Here is a 16756-nt window from a genome sequence, read left to right as displayed (position 1 = left end):
ACCCCGCGGAGGAACACCATGCATGTAGTGCCGACCGATCCGAAACTCTGACTGCTATCCGGACTGGTCTGGGCGCAATCTTCGTATCGCTGGAGCTCAGCCGTTCAACCTGGCTGATCTCGTCGTTGTCGCCAGGTGGCGGCGAGAAGTTGTCGAAACACAGTGTCCCCAGTGGTGATTTATCCGCCTTGTTCCGTCGCTTCGATAGCGTGCGAGAGAAGGCAAGAGCACGCATGGGGCCAGACTTCCCCGTCGTCGCTATCCAGGAAGCCGGGCTCGATGGCTCCTGGATCCATCGGGTTCTGAGCAAGGCGGGGATCGAGAGCTACGTCGTTGATCCCGCTTCTATCGCAGTGTCTCGTCGCAGTCGCCGAGCCAAAACCGATAAGATCGATGGTGAAACGCTCGTCTCTCCTTGCCTTCAAGCGAGGCGAACCGCGCATATGTGCAATGGTCAAAGAGCCAACACCGGAGCAGGAGGATCGCCGGCGTATCTGTCGTGAACGCAAGGTACTGACGACCGAACGGGTATATAAAACGCCGCTCACTCAGAATGGTCTCGTCGCCCGAGCCCAGCGGCCGTAGGCGGGATGTTGGTGCAGCCGTGAAGAGCAGCGACCGAATGTGAGGTTGATCTGCTCGGTTACGAGCAGAGTCCTGCAAGTCGGGTTCAACCTGGATCCCATAATCGATATGACAAGCTAATCCCACTTTGACCGGCGCTCAGCACACCTAATTTCGAGCCGCGCCGACCTACACACCCGCTATCGACATGATCCGAGTGGCGGCCTGAACTAGGCCGGCAAACTCATGTTCGTTGGCACTGTTTTTCGCTTGCATCCCGGTTAGGCGGGGACAGACGCCCTACTGCGACGCCTGCCCGGCTTGTCCGTGTCTCGCTCGCCTGACGTTTCGGGTTCGGTCTCAATGATCTCGCCCGCCACCACGGCGCGGGTCCGCTCCAGCATCGCGGGGATGTCCCGCGCGGGCAGCGGGCGGCTGAGCAGGAAGCCCTGCGCCTCGGTGCAGCCTTCTCTTCGGACCCGTTCCAGCTGCTCCACGGTCTCGACGCCCTCGGCGGTGGTCTGCATCCCGAGGCTGTTGCCGAGGCTCGTGACCGCTCGAATGATGGCGACGGAACTGTCGATATCTCCGGCGTCCGTGATGAAGGATTGATCGATCTTGATCTTGTCGAATGGGAACGAGCGCAGATAGCTCAAGCTCGAATATCCGGTTCCGAAGTCGTCCATCGCGATATGAACGCCGAGCATGTGGATATGTTGCAGCATCGAGAGAGTCGCCTGGCTGTTGGCCAGCAGCACTGTCTCGGTGATCTCAAGCTCAAGCCGGCTGGGGGGCAGTCCCGAGATATCCAATGCCTCGACGATGGTGGAGAGCAAGCGCGCGTTGCGAAATTGCGCCGGGCACAGATTGACGGCGACCTTGATGCTACCGGGCCAGCTTGCCGCGTCGAGACAGGCTTGCTTGATAACCCATTCACCGATCGGGACGATGAGGCCGATGTCCTCGGCCAGCGGGATGAATTCTCCCGGGGATACGATGCCGCGCGTCGGGTGATGCCAGCGCAGCAGCGCCTCGAAGCAGCTGACCTCGCCGCGGTCGAGATTGAGGAGCGGTTGGTAGTAGATTTCGAACTGCTGCCGCACCACCGCTTCGCGCAGGTCGAGTTCGAGAAACCGCCGCGCCTGCATGCGCGCATCCATTTCCGGTTCGAAGAACCTGTAGGTTCCGCGGCCTTCCGCCTTCGCCCGGTAGAGCGCCATGTCGCCGGTCTTGAGAAGTTGGTCGGCGTCAATGCCATCGTCCGGCGCGATCGAGATGCCGATGCTGGCGCTGATCATAACCCCGTGGCCATCGACGACATAAGGTGCGCTCAGCCCATCAATGACCCGTTGGGCAAGAGCTGTCGCCTCGACCGGCTGATCAACCGCGGTTTGAATGATCACGAACTCATCGCCGCCGAGCCTTGCCACGGTGTCGCCTTCACGGGCCACCTGTTTCAGTCTGGCGGCGACCTCCTTCAGCAAGGCGTCGCCAACCGGGTGCCCCAGCGTGTCGTTGACCATCTTGAAATGATCGAGATCGAGGCAGTGGAAAGCAATCTTGCTACCATCACGCCGCATCTCGACCAAAGCCTCCTCGGCGCGTTCGCGGAACAATATGCGATTTGGAAGCTCGGTAAGTCCGTCGTGGCGCGCCATGTATGAAATCTTGGCTTCGCTCCGCCGCAAGTCGGTCACGTCATGGTGAGTGGCAAGCCACCCGCCGCCCGGCAGTGGCTGATGGATGAGGTCGATGGTGCGTCCGTCCCTGAGTTCCACCAGGCTCACCGTCCGCTCTGCGCGATCGATGGTCTCCGTCAGCTGCTGCACATACTTTTCCGGGTCATGGCCGGCATAGAGGCCCGCCGCGATCCGGAACCGCATCAAATCGATCCACGGCGTGCCGGGACGAGTCAGGGGCTCCGGCACATGGTAGAGATCGGCGTAGCTTTGGTTGCACAGAACCAGCCGCCTCTCCGCATCGAACATGCAAAGCCCTACGGGCATATTGGCGGCGGCCGCGGCCAATTGCTGCCGCTCCAGCTCGGCTTCTCGGGCCAAGGCATCGCTGCGCTCCAGGCTGGCCCGGTAGCCGGCAAAGGCCGAGAACAGCACTCCAACCTCGTCCTGCCGATCCCTTTTCAGCGCAATGAGACTCGAACGGCGCTCGCCCTGCGCCAAGCAACGCATCGCCTCGGTCACGGCGAGGATCGGCTTGCTGACATTGTGGCGTATCCAGGCGACAAGCCCACCAAGACACCCGGCGGCAAAAAGAACTGCCAGCCAAGTCAATCTTTGCGCAACGGTGTAGGTCCTGTCCGCCATCACCGCCGCGGCCGTGCTGCGCTCGTTGGTGAGGGCCAGCAGGTCGTCCAATCGCTGCGTGGCGGCGGCAACGGTCGGGAGCGATACCGTCTCGAACTCCTTGACAGCCATTGTTCGCCCTCCTGTTTCGAGGAGCGGGAAAATCGATGTCAGGGAATCTTCGTAGGCCGTCCATAGGTTGACGAACTGGTCGAACAGCTGCTGCTCGGCCAGCGATCCGGCACTCCGGCGATAGGCGCGCCGACCTTGCAGTATTTCGTCGCTTTCCCTCGCCATCTCCTTCTCAATGCCGGCTATCTGCGCAGCCTCGGCAGTGCGCACGCGCAACGTCGCATAGAGCTGGTGTTCCGCGAGGTTGCGCTTCATCTCGCCGACGATCTGGACCTGGGGCAACCAAACGCTGGTGATCTCGCTCGTGACCTTGTTGAGTGATCGCAGTTGCGCGACCCCAAATACTCCCACGGCCACGACGCACAGCAGCGCCAGCCCAAAGCCCAACGAGAGCTTGGTCCCGACGCTAATGTCCTTTAGCCCTCTCATCTAGAAAACTGCAAACGCAAGACCAGTCCTCGTCAAATAGCATCGAGCTTTAGCGAATAGTAAAAGTATTCCTAGTGTCGCGTCTAAGGTATTAATGCTGGCTTAAGACTGCGTAATCCCCTAGAGGATCGACCAAACCACGTTGTAAAAGGCCGGCGGATGAAGCTCACCGATTTCCATATGATCCGATGACGGGCCTACAATGAGATCGAGGTGCTCGCACCTAGTCTTGGAAGCCGCTTGCAGCTTCTTTCACCGCACCGTGGGATCGGCCTTCGATCCCCTTCGAATGTAGCGAGGCCAGCCCATATTATGCACGACGATGGGGCTTTGAGGCTGGCAGTCGAATCTATGATCGGCAGTGTTCATCAGCCGAGGAAGGAGCGCCGCGGCGCGCGCCGAGGCGGTGCGCGAACTCGAGCGTGATCGCCGAGATCGAGGCGAAGGAGCCGCTCGAAGCGCTCGACACCTTCATGGCGCAGAACGCATCGATGATCCAGGCCCAGCATGCAGCCTCCAGCTTCGATGTCCATCGGGTCCTTCAGGCCATGGACCACGAGCCGAGACCGCCGCAAGGCGATGCCGGACTGATGCGGCTGCCGGTGGTCGACATGCAAGGCCGGCCGCTGGCCAGCGAAGCCGAGTTGCGCTATTCCATTTTCCACCGCTTGACCTCGGGCGCGGTGAAGGTGGTGGCGGTGCAGCTAAAGGGAACTCCGACTGGAGCCATGCTGACACGCACGTTCACCGTGGAGGGCGTGCCCTACCGCATGGACCTGTTCGGCGGCAGCAAACTGAAGCCGCCGCAAAAGAGCCTGAACCAGCTTGCCTCTCACCTGCCTTTCACGGCCGCAGAGGCCCCAAGCGGCAAGCTTTTGGCGATCCCCTATGCCGAGACGGCTCCGGGTACGGCCTTTGAGCAGCTGTCGCGGGCCTGGGCGCCGTTCAAGGAAGCCTATTACTATACCCAGCGCCGCGGATTTGCCGCGCCGCCGGGCATCCCCGACATTGGCCCCCATGATTATGCGCTGGAAGGGTGCTTCAAGCTGTCCCTTCTGCCCGACCATCCCGCAGGCGCAGTGCATCCCTTCCGGTTCGAGGGGCGAGACGGCGAGATCGCCTTGCGGCCGCATGACGGCTGCGGCTTCATTAGGGCCTCACTGGCCGAGCGCATGCCGTCCATTGCCCGGGCTCGCCACGACGCTCCCGAGCGGATGCCTGCCTATGCCGATAAAAGGCAATCGGCGGTACCGCCCTCGGCGCTGCAACATTATCCGCGTAGCGTCGAGGTAGCACAGGAGACCCGCGAGAAGGCTCAGGCTTGGCTCGAAACCCATCAAAGCCTCACCGCCGAGGAGCTGTTCCGGACGGTCACGGGCGGGCATATCGAGGGTTCGAGCGCTATCGCCGTGCCGTCCAGCGACGAATGCCTGCATGTGCCGACGGGCAAGAGCAAGACCTTGACCCGTGACGCTGGCGTGCTTGTCGGACGCTCCCCCTATGACAAGCCCAACCTGCGCCCGTTCGCCGCCGACCGGGTCAGGTCGGCGCGCGATGGCGACCGGACCGCGGCGTTCCTGGATCGGTGCGTGGCCTTCCAATATAGCTTCAACTTCGCGCACAGGTCGGGGGCTGGGCTTGCCGCCGACGATCCGACCTTCTTTGCCAAAGGCATCTTGATCGTTGTGCCCGACGAAATGTGGCCGGCGGACTTCGCCGAGCGCGGGGTCGTGATGTCTGCCGAGGACGTAAAGTGCCATTCGTACTGGCTGGAGGAAAAGGACCGGGTCAAGGCCGACACCGCGCTCGAGTGCGTCGGCATCCTGCAGGCGACGGAGGTGTTCGCGCCCGGCTCTTTGGTTGCGGTTCCAAGCGTCGAACAAAAAATGCTCGACGGCGATTTTGATGGCGACACCGTCGTCATCATTGGCGACCAGCCTCGCCTTTACGAGCATGTGCGCCAGTTCGACGCGCAGCTGCAGGCGCGCGGCATCGCCTCGATGAAGCCGCCGAAGTCGCACACGCCGGCCATTGAGAAAAGCGGCTACCAGTTCACCCGGTCCAAGCAGATCCTGTCGGCCACCGGGCTGGTGCTGGAGACCTACAGCTGCCTGCAGCGCAACGTGCTGGCGCAGCCGCTGGAGGCGCAACGCTGGTTTGCCGAGCGTGCCATCTTCGGCACCTACGAGGGCATTCATAATGAGCTCAAGGCCGACATCCGCGCACTGTTGCAGGAAGATCGGCCGGATGGCCAGGCCCTCCATGAGCTCATCGCCAGGGCGAGGGAAGACAGCAAGGCCGCCAGGCATCCGGTGGCCTGCGAACTGGCCGCGTTGTTAGTGGCCGAGCTCCAGGACTGGAACCTGCAGCTCAATAGCGAGCCGGCTCATGAGCAGTCGGAAGTCAAGCTGCATGAAAGCGCCATCAATCTGTTGAGCGTCGGCATCAAGGTCGGCACTGACGCCTACAAGTCCGATACCGGTGCGCGGGTGTTCATGCAAAAAACCACCGAATTGCAGCGGCTCTTGGAGCAGAGGCCGGGCTTCAAGTCGGCGCCATATGTCAAGGCGCAGGCGGCAAAGCTCCACCAGGGCCGGTTCGACGTCGATGGCAGCCTGGCGGATCTGAAGGACAACCCCACGCTGGCGGCATCGGTCATGGAGGCCTCGATCAGACTCGCCGTCGAAAAGCGCATTCTGCTCAGCGCCTTAGCAATCTCGGCCGAAGACGACCGCGCCAGCACGATAACGCTGAGCAGCGAACAGGCCCTTGAGCGGGCCAGGCTCGAAGCCGCCCCCGCCGAAGCGCAAGAAAGCGCGATTACCAAAAATTGTGCATGCGGTTGCCGAGCTTTTGCGGCAGGACGGCATCGAGGTGAAGGTGCCGCATCTTGACCAACGGTCGGGCGGGCAGGTCTGGATAGCCGACGAGTTGACCGGCCAGAGCGTGAGCACGGCGCCGGAGGCCCAACTGGTCACCAATGCCGTGCGCCATGTCTTCGAGATCCCGGACGAGGCTTTTACGCGCGCCTTCAGGAAGGCGGCACTGGCCTTCGAGGAGCGGGACTGCAGCGAGGTCGAGACCACCAACTGGGTCATCAGGATGGACAGGCCGCGGTTACGCGGCGTTCACACGGCGTTCAGAACCGCGCAGAACTATCGCTTCGAGGTCGAGTTCCCTACGCCGGCCAGTTATCGGGCCGAGCTCGCGCACCGCGCGCAGAGCTCACAGCTAGTCCCCATTCCCCGTGGTGCCTGGGAGATATTACACTGGGACTCGTCAGGAGAAAGCAGGTCGAGGGCGGCAGGGACCTCCAGGTCGCCCATCGTCGCAAGACAACAGATTGCGGTCGCTCGCTCGCCGCAAGCCGGCGAGATCCTCGCGGCCCTCGGTACGCGGCCGGTCGTGCTCGTCGGCATGCCGGCGAGCGGCAAGTCGACCATCGGCGCCCAGCTTGCCAAGGAGTTGGGGGTGGAGTTTGTCGACATCGATAAGCATATCGTCGCCGATCACGGCAATCTGATGGAGATGTTCGCCGACCCTGGCCGTGGCGAGGCGCACTTCAGGGACCTGGAGACCAAAGAGCTCGCCAAGCAGCTGGAGAGAGGCCCCATCGTCATCGCAACCGGCGGCGGCTGCTTTGGCAAGGAGTCCAATCAAGCCCTGATTCTTAATAAGGCGAGGTCGATCTGGCTCGACACCCGAGCTGAAAGAGCTCCGCAGGCGCCTCGAGAGGGACACCAGCCGGCCGCTGCTGCAAGGCGCCGACATCGAGCAGAAGGTTGACCAGCTGTACGAAGAGCGCAGTCCGTTCTACCAAAAGGCCGATATCAGGTTGCCCCTCGTCCCGCCCTTTCAAAAAGACAAGAAGGACGCCCGCATTTGCGTGAAGGAACTCTACGCTTTCCTGTGCAGCGACAGAGAAGCCGCTCTGCCCGCTGCCGAGATATCACATGTCTCCGGTGCTTCCGGCACCGCCATCAGCATGTCCCCAACAGCTCAGCGCATGCACGATGATCATCACAACGGCTACGATTGCGGGGGCGGCGTCGTGGAAACCATCCAGGCGCCGGCGGCACTATTGAGTGAAAGGGAACGGCCGCCGCTCCTCGACACCCTCACCGCCGACCCGCAGCCTTTGCTGGCCGGCAATAACGCACGAGCGAATTTAGCGTCTTCCACGAGAAGCAGGGAACGCTCAAGTCGAGGACGATAGCTTAGGCGTCGCAGGTTTGGTGCAGGGTGCGGGTTCGCACCGAATGCTAATAAAAGTGGGAAACGCATGCATAAGTCGTGAGAAGCCTGATGGCCGAGTTGATCCGGCCTGGATGACACAAACGTACAAAGACGAACCGCCGGTGCCGGGTCGCGCGCCAAATCCTGGTGATCGACCGGAAAGGATCAGCTCCGAGTCTAAACGGCATCGTCAACTTAATGAAGCGCGGATACTATGACAGAGTGACCCAATCCACCGCCGCGCCATTGCGTCGGTTTCGACAGATAAGATGGATTGGGCAGGCGAGCTCAAAAGAGCGATTGTAAATCGCAGTTGTAGCAGTGTAACAAACTGCGTAACAAAAAGCGCGAAAAGATTAGCATTTTCAGCAGGATAGGCGTGAAACCGAATCCCTCCCTCTCCGCCATCCTGCTTCGCTCTTCGAGCTTCGCAGGACAAGTCCGGCGAATTCTTCTCAGCGCGAAGCAGTATGTCCTCCGAAGCCTCGGCGAAGGAGGGCCGACGCCTCCCCGATGACCCGCCCTCAGCAATATCCGAAATAGGCCATCAGCTCCTGGGCTTCACCCGCCTCGAAACGCGAGGCGACGTCCGCGGGCAGCTTCGATCTCCAGCCGCCCCTGTAGTCGGTGATCGGCTGGTTGACCTGCGCCAAACGGCGGGCGGAATGCGGCGTGCGAACTTTCCTTTCCCGTCCCCAGACGACGGGATGCTGGTGATAGTCCAGGATGGCCGGATCGAAAGCCACGCCCATGAAGCGGCATAGCCGTTCGATGGAGAGCGCTGGCGACTCGATGAAGTCCTCGTAGCGCCACAGCATGCCCCCGCCTCGCTCGACACAGAGCATCGAGGCCTTGCTGTCGGCAACCCACCTTTGGAAGGCTCGGTCGAAATCGCCCTCGTAGCGCTGCCCGAGCGATGTCACGACATCCCGGCCGTCGCGCGTGACGACGATGAAACGGGCGCCCGGGATCGTCTCGAGTATCTGACGGGTATAGTGAATATGGCCGGGTGTCTTTTCGACCCAAACGTTCCGGCGCGAAATGGCCGCCTCAAGCAAAAGCAAGCTTAGCTTGGTCCATCTGGCGCCTTTTTCCGAGACAAAAGCGCTTGTCTCGCGCGGAACGCTGAAGACATCGGGATGGGCGGCCAATATCCGGGCAAGCAAGGTCGAGCCGGTATGGCCACAACCACAGATAAATATGGAAACTTTCGGCTTTGGAATAAGCCGCACCACTCCCCTGTTCATTTATTTGTGTCCTCCCCCGGACACTTGATCGAACCCTCTTCTTTCGCGGATTGCAATAGGGAATGTTTCCACAGGGACTGCGACCCACCGCCGTGGCGCCTGGGACGGCAGTTGGCCTGCCGTGCCGGGCTTCATTTGGCGAGTTCGCTGCCTCCAGGAATTTTCCTACGGCGCAATGCGAAGCGTATTCGACGGCGCTGATGTGTTATGAATTTCATGGAAGGGGCATCCCCTACGTGAAATTGCGACTGGAACGAGCAGGCAAAGCCGCAACTTGAAAGTGCGCGCGATGAGGTTCTGGGCCGCCATTGTTGGTTTGTTTTTCCTGGCCGCAGCCGGTCTGCTGCAGGCAAGCGCCCTTGCCGCCGGCAACAATCGGGTCGCGCTGGTCATCGGCAACAGCAAGTATGTCTACGCGCCGGCTCTTGCCAATCCCGCCGGCGATGCGCGCCTGATGGCCGAAGTTTTGCGCAAGGCGGGGTTCAACGTCATCGAAGGCGTCGATCTCGACTATGCCGGAATGCGTGACCGGCTGAACAAGTTCACCGAGGCCTCGTATGACGCCGACACGGCGCTGATCTACTACGCCGGCCATGGCATGCAGGTGAACGGCAAGAATTACCTGATCCCCGTCGACGCCGAGCTTACGGCTCCGGCGCATCTCAAGACCCGCACCATCCAGATCGACGAGCTGCTTGCGGCCCTTCCGCCGGACCCGGCCGTCGGCATCGTCATTCTCGACGCCTGCCGCGACAATCCGCTGGCGAGGACGCTGGCGGCGTCATTGCCGAAGAGCCGCTCGACCACCGCGCCGGGCCTTGCGCCCATCGATGTCAGCTCAGCGGACGTCGGCAGCGGCGGCGTGCTGATCGCCTTTGCGACCGATCCCGGAGCCGTGTCCTACGACGGCAATGGCGCCAACAGTCCCTACACGGTGTCGTTGGCCAGGCATCTCGCCGAGCCGGGCGTCGAGATCCAGAGCGCGCTGACCCGGGTTCGCGGTGAAGTGACGGCCGAAACCGACGGGCGCCAGCGGCCCTGGCACAATGCCTCGCTCGGCCGGGAAGTCTTTATCGGTCCGGAGGCCCCGCCGCCGGCCGCCCCGGCTGCGCAGCCATCCGCCACGGAGACTCCGGCCGCGAGCACGGACGCGCGCGGATGGGAAATCGAGCAGCGCGTGTGGGACGAAGCCTCGAAGCGCAACACGCTCGCGCACTACGAAGCCTATCTGCAGCAATTTCCCAAGGGAGCGTTCGCCGACCTCGCCCGCCTCAACATCGATCAGCTCAAGAAATCGCCGGTCGTCGTCGGCAATACACCGCCCGTCGTCGCCGACACCGAGAGCGACGCGTCGCGGTCGGCCACGGCGGCGGAACCTCCGGCGGCGGCCGCCAACCCGGAAACCGACGTTGGGACCGAGCTGACGGAAAGTGCGATCGGCCTCGATCGCCAGGCAAAGATCGATCTGCAGGAAAGGCTGCTGGCGACCGGTTACGACCTGGACGAGGCCGACGGCGACCTCGGCATCAAGACCCGCCGCGCCATCGGCCGGTGGCAGGAAGAAAACCGGTTGCCCCCGACCACCTATCTAACCCCAAAGCAATATGCCCGCCTCAAACTCGACACGGACGACGCCCTGAAGAGCTACCGCGCCCAGCGCGCCTCGGAAGCGGAAGTAGCCAAGCAGGAAAGCGCAACCCCGCAGAAGACCGAGAAACCGCAGCCCGTCGTCCGTGCGAAGCCGAGACGTGAACGGCAGCGCGAAGCAGCCAATCCGCGACCGGCGCCGAGATCAAAGGCGACGGGACGGAAGTCCGGGTTCCGCACTTGCAGCGGCATCGACGGTACCTTTGAGGTCCCCGCGTCCCAGAGGTGCCCGTTGAGCGGCTACGCGCATTATTGAATGGAGGGCGGCCCGCGCGGACCTATCCCAGCGTCGCTAGACGTTCGATGAAACGGCCCTTGCCGGCATGGCGCTCCCGGATCGATTGAAGCCGGAGGCGGAATTCCTCGACACTGTCCTGTTTTTCTGCGAGCGCCAGGAGATCGGAAAGAAGGGCTGCTGCCTTGTCATATCCGGCGGGATTGCGTCGCCCGATTTCATCCTCGACGTCGCTCCAGACGCTTTCGCCCCGGCGGCGAATGACCTCAAGCCGCACCTCGCGTGCCTTCTCGGCCAACTCCGCCTCCAGTCGCCGCTGCGCTTCCGCGTGTTCCGCCTCGGCGCGCTCGCGGGCAAGGCGGATCTCACGGGCGCGGGTCAGCAGATCGGCAGCCGTGCGTAGTGCGCCAGGCGAGGTTGCCGTCTGGAGTTCCGAGCGCGCCCGCACCCAGGCTCGCAACTCTGCCGGCACATGCGGCTCGCCATTGAAAATCCGCACGAGCAGGCTGGTTTTCTCCGCATCGCTCATCGCAGCGACTATTCGCCCGGCCATCTCCGGCAGCAACCCGTCTGGGGCCGAGCTTTGCTCCGCCGCTGCCCGGAGGAGATCCCGGTCGATGCAGAAGAATTCGGCGAAGGCTTCGAGCGCGTCGGTCAACGGTCCTAATCCAGGCGTCGGCTCCGGTTCGTCCGGCTCGACCGCTTCGATTTCGACGTCCATGAGCCAAATCAGGTAAAACAGCCTGAGGTCGCCCGCGAGCACGTCGGCCCGAAGCGGCGACAGGATCGCCAGCCAACTCTCGCCGTCATCCCAGTCCCCGGGCTCCAACTCGTCGCGCCAGATGCTCAAGATGACATTCTCGCCGGCGATCCTGAACATGGAATGTTCGTCGTTCCTGAGGAAGGTGCCAAGACGATCCCGGTCGACCAGCCGGGTCGGCAGCCTCATCATCAGGCGGCGTGAGCCCCAATTCGCCAGGTAGAGGTGAAGATCGAACCAGCGCTCCATGAGTTCGTTCGGATCGCCCTTGAAGTCACCCCACTCGTAGGAATTGGTGAAGCTGGTGGCCGTGATCCGCGCCCTTGACGACAGATCGCGCAGAGCCCGGCGATCCGCGTCGCTGAGTGGTCGATCGATCGCCTGGAATTCGTAATACTGATATTCGCTCATCGCCGCCCGGATCGGATGCAGGAGGCACCGGTTTCACGGATTCGCAGGGCTTCTGCAAGGCTTACATCCGGATCTCGGACAGGAACCTGGGGCTTCAAGAAGGCCTCGGCGTGCGCCGCTATCGCGCTCAACAATATCTTGCCAAACTCCCTGAGCTTGGAGTCGCCGACGCGAACGCACCAAGGTCGCGCGGCGGCAGAAGCGTCGCTCTTCAATTTCGATTGACGACACCAAAAGTGACACCAATTGACAGTCGCCGATTTTAATGACACAGATAGTGTCACCAATTAGGAGCAACCGCGTGTCGCAAGTCCGCACCTACAACAGCCCCATGCGCGAAGAGAAAGCGCGTGAAACGCATGAAGCGATTCTTTGCGCCCTGTTTGAGCTCATGGATTCGGCCAGCGCCGCGGACGAGATCAGCATGGAGGCGATCGCTCGGAAGGCAGGGGTGCAACGGCGGACCGTGTTCCGCCACTTCGCCACCAAGGACGACCTTCTGGCTGCCTTCTGGCCCTGGCTGAATGCCCGGATAGGAGCCTCTACGACCCCGAGGACCCCCAAGGATATCGTCGACGGCCCCCGGCAGGCCTTCCCCCGGTTCGATATGCACGACGCAGCGATTCGCTCGTCGCTCCATTCGCGGACTGGCCGTGAGATGCGCATGGGCACCGTGGCAGGCCGCCGCGCCAATTTCAGGCGGGCGCTGGCTCCCGCCATTTCCTCTCTTCAGCCCGCCGAAGCCGAGAAGGTCGAGGCGCTGGCTCATCTGCTCTTCTCGGCCTCCGCATGGGAGATCCTGAAGGACTATGGCGGTCTCACCGGCGCCCAGGCCGGCGAGACCGCATCCTGGGCACTCGAGGTGATCCTGTCCGCGGTCACCCCGGGTCATTCACCGGCGGAAGTTACAAACCAAAGAGACAAGCAATGAACTTCAACGTCACCACTCCCGAGGCCGCCCAGACGCTCTGGGTCGTCGCCGACCGCATCCGCCTGCTCGGCGGCATCGCCGATTCCAGCCTTGAACTTATCGAGGTCGAGGTTCCGCCAGGTTCCGGCACTCCGCCGCACAGCCACGCTTCGCCCGAGTTGTTCTATGTGCTGGAAGGCGCGCTCACCGTCCGTCACTTTGGCGCGGGCGGCCCGCCCGAAGTGACCGTCGCGGGTGCCGGTACTTCGGTGCGCATCGGCCCGAGGGCCCCGCACAATTACTCTAACGACAGCGGCCGGCCGGTGCGGATGCTGGTGCTCGTCGAGCCGTCCATGATCGCTTTCTTCCGCGACATCGGCACCGTCGAGCAGCAGGCGCAGCCCGACTTTGCCCGGATTGGCGCCGCCATGCAGCGCCACGGTATCGAGGCGCTGCTGGTGGCGGCCTGAACTGCCACGCGACGACGGCGCTGACCGATGCAACAGGATGCCGCCGGCAGGGAGAGCAAAGTGCTTCCTTGTTGGCGGCAACGCGCTCACGTGCGGGGCTGCACCTCCTCCGTCGCGGATCGAAAGCGCTAGGCTCCGGCCTCATACGCGGCAATCGCGCTCAAGAAAATCTCGCCGAACTCCCTGAGCTTGGCCTCGCCGACGCCGTTCACTTCTGCAAAGGCATCGAGGTCGCGCGGGCGGCGCTCGGCCATGTCGATCAGCGTGCGGTCGGAGAAGACGACATAGGCCGGCACCTGGCGTTCTTTCGCCAGGCGCAGCCGCAGCGCCTTGAGCGCGGCGAGCAGCGCGGCGTCCAAGTCTTCCGTTCCCGCCGCCGCCGCACCCTGGGCTGAACGCGCCTTGTTGCGCAGGGAACGGTGCCGCGTCTCGACACGGTACTCGAAGGCAGTCTCGCCGCGGCCGAGCGCACGGCCGCTTTCGGAAATGGCAAGGCCGCCATAGCCGTCCGGGTCCGGCATCAGGAACCCACCCGCGACGAGCTGGCGGATCAGCGACAGCCAGGCAGGTCTCTTGTGCGCCGCGCCGGTGCCGAAGCTGGCAAGGTTTTGATGGCCTCTGGCCAGCACCTTCTCGGTCTCGTGGCCGAGAAGCACGTCGATGACATGGGCGGCGCCGAACCGTTCGCCGGTCTGCGCGATGGCCGAAAGGATGATGCGCGCCTCGGCGCTGCCGTCCGCGCGCGGCGTCTGGTTGCGGCAATTGTCGCAATTGCCGCAGGGCGAAGCGCTTTCGCCGAAATAGCTGAGCAGCACCTGGCGGCGGCACTGCGCCGTCTCGCAATAGCCGATCAAGGTGTCCAGCCGGCCGTGCGAGCGCCGCTTGTGCTCGGGCGAGGCATCTTCGTCGTCGATGAACAGGCGGCGCGTGCGGATATCGCCGAGGCCGTACAGCATATGCGCCTCGGCCGACCGCCCGTCGCGGCCGGCGCGGCCGATCTCCTGGTAGTAGGCATCGAGGCTCGCCGGAAGGTCGGTGTGGAAGACATAGGCGACGTCCGGCTTGTCGATGCCCATGCCGAAGGCGATCGTCGCCACCATGACGACGCCGGACAAGGTCATGAAGGCGTTCTGATTGGCCTCCCGCGCATCCTTGCTCATGCCGGCATGATAGGCGAGCGCGGTGATGCCGTTCTGCTCGAGGAAGGCGGCCATTGCCTCCGTCTTCCGGCGCGACAGGCAGTAGACGATGCCGCTCTGCCCCTTATGGCGCTCGACGAAGCGCAGCAGCTGGCGCTTGCTGTCCTGCTTCGGCTCGATGGCAAGGCTGATGTTCGGCCTGTCGAAGCCCAGCACCAGCGTGTCGACGCGATCGGCAAACAGCCGCGCCGAGATGTCCGTGCGCGTCGTCTCGTCCGCGGTCGCCGTCAGCGCGATGATCGGCGCCTTCGGAAAGATGTCGCGCAGCCGCGCAAGGTCCTCATATTCGCGCCGGAAGGCCGGCCCCCATTGCGAGATGCAATGCGCCTCGTCGACGGCGATCAGGCGGATGTCGAGCCTGGCGAGCGCGTCGAGCATCCGCTCGGTCATCAGCCGCTCCGGTGCGAGATAAAGCAGACGGGTCTGGCCCGACGCGACGCGGCGCCATGCCGCGACATTGGCATCGCGGTCGAGCGAGGAGTTGATCGTGTCGGCGGCGACGCCGGCGAGCCGCAGCGCCGCGACCTGGTCCTGCATCAGCGCCACCAGCGGCGAGACGACGATGGTGAGCCCGCCAAGGACCAGCGCCGGAACCTGGTAGCAGAGCGACTTGCCGGCGCCCGTCGGCATGACCGCCAGCACGTGGCGTCCGCAGAGCAGCGCTTCCATCACGTCGGCCTGGCCGGGGCGAAAATCGTCGAAGCCGAAAACGTCCTTCAGCACGGTCCGTTTCGGATCGCGTCCCTCGGCAAAGAGACCTGCCGTCGATGTCCGCCCCGCCATCGATGCCTGCATTGAGTGTGATTCCCGGATTCGGCTGAGGCAACCTTCTTAAGGAGAAGATCGCCCAAATGCTATCCGAACCCGTGCCACGCGTCGTTTTGCGGGCGCATCGATACCGCATTGCCTTTGCGCGCAAAGGATGGCTTGCTGTCCCGGCCTGCAGCGGAGGAACCGGCAATGATCGACCTGGCCACATTGACGACCTATGTCGCGATCGTGCTCGGCTTCGTCTTCATCCCGGAGCCTGCCACGTTGCTCACCGTGGCTCGGGCAACGAGCTCGGGAACCAAGGTCGGCATCGCCACGGGCGCCGGCGTCGCGGCGGGCGACGTCGTCCACACCGTCATGGCGATCTTCGGCATCTCGGCCATCATCGCCGCTTCCGCGATGCTATTCGGCATCATCAAATATCTCGGCGCGGCCTATCTCGTTTATCTCGGCATCCGCGCCATCCTCGAGAAGGCGCCGGCCGATCTCGCCGGCAGCGCCTTGCCCATACCGGCGGGCAAGGCGTTCCGCCAAGCCATATTGACCGAGGTGCTGAACCCGAAGACGGCGCTGTTCTTCCTCGCTTTCCTGCCGCAGTTCGTGCGGCCTGAAAATGGATCGGTCGTGCTTCAGCTGATGATCCTTGGCGCCGTCTTTGTCCTTCTCGGTCTCCTCAGCACGGTGGTCTTCGCCGTCTCCGCCGGAGGTCTGGGCTCGTTCCTGCGCCGCAACCCGGCCGTGTTGAAATGGCAGGGCAAGGTGGTCGGCGGCATCTATTGCGCGCTGGGCCTGCGACTGGCGCTGCAGCAGCGCTAAAGCATGTCTCCCGAGAGTGGGACCGGTTTCGGGACAAAGACATGCTCAAATCAAGAGTTTAAAGCTCATGGAGCGAATCCGAAGGATCGCGACGCGCTTTAAACAGCCGCTGCTGTCATTTTGCCGGCCGCGTTAAACCTATCTTCACCATATTGCGGCACCGTAATCATCCTGCGGCGATGTTTGAGTACCGCGGCGGCGCCACGGGCGCCCCAGGCAACAAACCCGCGCCCTTCAAGGCGCGGGTTTTCCTTGGCGAAGCGGCCTTCTCAGGCGAGGAAGTCTGCCCGGTAAGGCGCAAAACTGTCGACCAGCCGCCCCGCTTCCAGCGCCGTGACGCCGTGCACCAGGTTGGACGGCACGATGAAGCTGCTTCCCGCTTCCAGGATCTCCGACCGGCCGTCGACGGTGACTTCGAAGCGGCCTTCGGCGACGTAGCTTGCCTGCACATGCGGATGCGAATGAAACGCGCCGACGCCGCCCTTGTCGAAGGCGAACTCGACCATCATCAGTTCGTCCGTGTGCACCAGCACGCGTCGCCGGTTGCCATCCGGCGTCGGCGTCCAGGTTTTCTCGTCCGCATGGGAGAAAATGTCGGTCATTGCAGGCTTCCGTTCGCAAATTGA

12 protein-coding genes and 1 pseudogene are annotated in these 16756 nt (G+C 63.1%); 8 read left to right on the top strand and 5 right to left on the bottom strand.

The features are described from left to right. Positions 1-47 precede the first annotated feature (47 nt). A pseudogene (locus EJ071_RS06335) lies at positions 48-531 on the top strand (transposase); the annotation flags it as partial. A gap of 314 nt (positions 532-845) precedes the next feature. Here EJ071_RS06335 and EJ071_RS06330 read toward each other — a convergent pair. Continuing rightward, positions 846-3428 (bottom strand): EAL domain-containing protein, encoded by a 2583-nt coding sequence (locus EJ071_RS06330; RefSeq protein WP_126057614.1) that lies wholly within the window; start codon positions 3426-3428, stop codon positions 846-848. A gap of 422 nt (positions 3429-3850) precedes the next feature. On the opposite strand from EJ071_RS06330, the gene EJ071_RS06325 reads away from it, so the two are divergent. Genes EJ071_RS06325 through EJ071_RS39175 form a run of 3 tightly spaced genes read left to right on the top strand, consistent with a single transcriptional unit; the run spans position 3851 to position 7644 of the window. Beyond that, positions 3851-6322 carry a hypothetical protein gene (locus EJ071_RS06325; RefSeq protein ID WP_245455307.1) on the top strand — a complete coding sequence of 824 codons (2472 nt, stop codon included), beginning with the start codon at positions 3851-3853 and terminating at the stop codon, positions 6320-6322. Next, a complete protein-coding gene (locus tag EJ071_RS39180) occupies positions 6303-7214 on the top strand; it encodes a shikimate kinase (RefSeq protein ID WP_245454709.1) in 912 nt (303 codons plus the stop codon). The genes EJ071_RS06325 and EJ071_RS39180 overlap by 20 nt, the downstream gene beginning before the upstream one ends. Continuing rightward, on the top strand, positions 7102-7644 hold the full coding sequence (locus EJ071_RS39175; protein ID WP_306462658.1) for a shikimate kinase: 543 nt from the start codon (positions 7102-7104) through the stop codon (positions 7642-7644). Before EJ071_RS39180 ends, EJ071_RS39175 begins: the two co-directional genes overlap by 113 nt. A gap of 544 nt (positions 7645-8188) precedes the next feature. On the opposite strand, the gene EJ071_RS06320 is transcribed toward EJ071_RS39175, so the two are convergent. After that, complete coding sequence (locus EJ071_RS06320) at positions 8189-8911, bottom strand: sulfotransferase (RefSeq protein ID WP_126097312.1); 723 nt, start codon at positions 8909-8911, stop codon at positions 8189-8191. Positions 8912-9200: 289 nt separating this feature from the next. On the opposite strand from EJ071_RS06320, the gene EJ071_RS06315 reads away from it, so the two are divergent. Next, positions 9201-10814 carry a caspase family protein gene (locus EJ071_RS06315; RefSeq protein WP_126097311.1) on the top strand — a complete coding sequence of 538 codons (1614 nt, stop codon included), beginning with the start codon at positions 9201-9203 and terminating at the stop codon, positions 10812-10814. Between the two features lie 22 nt (positions 10815-10836). On the opposite strand, the gene EJ071_RS06310 is transcribed toward EJ071_RS06315, so the two are convergent. Continuing rightward, positions 10837-11964, bottom strand: coding sequence for a hypothetical protein (locus EJ071_RS06310; RefSeq protein ID WP_126097310.1), 1128 nt, complete (start codon positions 11962-11964; stop codon positions 10837-10839). Positions 11965-12265: 301 nt separating this feature from the next. Here EJ071_RS06310 and EJ071_RS06305 point away from each other — a divergent pair, with 301 nt between their 5' ends. Both EJ071_RS06305 and EJ071_RS06300 read left to right on the top strand, forming a co-directional pair. Next, positions 12266-12895, top strand: a complete 630-nt coding sequence (locus tag EJ071_RS06305; RefSeq protein WP_126097309.1) for a TetR/AcrR family transcriptional regulator — start codon at positions 12266-12268, stop codon at positions 12893-12895. Continuing rightward, on the top strand, positions 12892-13344 hold the full coding sequence (locus EJ071_RS06300) for a cupin domain-containing protein (protein WP_126097308.1): 453 nt from the start codon (positions 12892-12894) through the stop codon (positions 13342-13344). The genes EJ071_RS06305 and EJ071_RS06300 overlap by 4 nt, the downstream gene beginning before the upstream one ends. Positions 13345-13472: 128 nt before the next feature. On the opposite strand, the gene recQ is transcribed toward EJ071_RS06300, so the two are convergent. Beyond that, positions 13473-15338, bottom strand: coding sequence for a DNA helicase RecQ (gene recQ / locus EJ071_RS06295; protein WP_245460174.1), 1866 nt, complete (start codon positions 15336-15338; stop codon positions 13473-13475). 165 nt (positions 15339-15503) lie between these two features. Between recQ and EJ071_RS06290 the strand changes: the two genes are divergently transcribed. Next, positions 15504-16130, top strand: a complete 627-nt coding sequence (locus EJ071_RS06290; protein ID WP_126097307.1) for a LysE family translocator — start codon at positions 15504-15506, stop codon at positions 16128-16130. Positions 16131-16399: 269 nt separating this feature from the next. Here the strand turns inward: EJ071_RS06290 and EJ071_RS06285 are convergent, their stop codons facing one another. Continuing rightward, positions 16400-16732, bottom strand: coding sequence for a cupin domain-containing protein (locus EJ071_RS06285; RefSeq protein WP_126097306.1), 333 nt, complete (start codon positions 16730-16732; stop codon positions 16400-16402). Positions 16733-16756: the final 24 nt, after the last annotated feature.

It is taken from the genome of Mesorhizobium sp. M1B.F.Ca.ET.045.04.1.1 (genome assembly GCF_003952465.1).
GTDB lineage: Bacteria > Pseudomonadota > Alphaproteobacteria > Rhizobiales > Rhizobiaceae > Mesorhizobium > Mesorhizobium shonense.
Note: the sequence above shows the minus strand (reverse complement) of the source record. Positions and strands in the feature narration are given on the sequence as shown.

Bases quoted from the DNA above. Each gene is read 5' to 3' on its own strand.
- EJ071_RS06330 (WP_126057614.1), bottom strand. From the start codon at position 3,428: ATGAGAGGGCTAAAGGACATTAGCGTCGGGACCAAGCTCTCGTTGGGC.
- EJ071_RS06320 (WP_126097312.1), bottom strand. From the start codon at position 8,911: ATGAACAGGGGAGTGGTGCGGCTTATTCCAAAGCCGAAAGTTTCCATA.
- EJ071_RS06315 (WP_126097311.1), top strand. From the start codon at position 9,201: ATGAGGTTCTGGGCCGCCATTGTTGGTTTGTTTTTCCTGGCCGCAGCC.
- EJ071_RS06310 (WP_126097310.1), bottom strand. From the start codon at position 11,964: ATGAGCGAATATCAGTATTACGAATTCCAGGCGATCGATCGACCACTC.
- EJ071_RS06300 (WP_126097308.1), top strand. From the start codon at position 12,892: ATGAACTTCAACGTCACCACTCCCGAGGCCGCCCAGACGCTCTGGGTC.
- recQ (WP_245460174.1), bottom strand. From the start codon at position 15,338: ATGCAGGCATCGATGGCGGGGCGGACATCGACGGCAGGTCTCTTTGCC.
- EJ071_RS06290 (WP_126097307.1), top strand. From the start codon at position 15,504: ATGATCGACCTGGCCACATTGACGACCTATGTCGCGATCGTGCTCGGC.
- EJ071_RS06285 (WP_126097306.1), bottom strand. From the start codon at position 16,732: ATGACCGACATTTTCTCCCATGCGGACGAGAAAACCTGGACGCCGACG.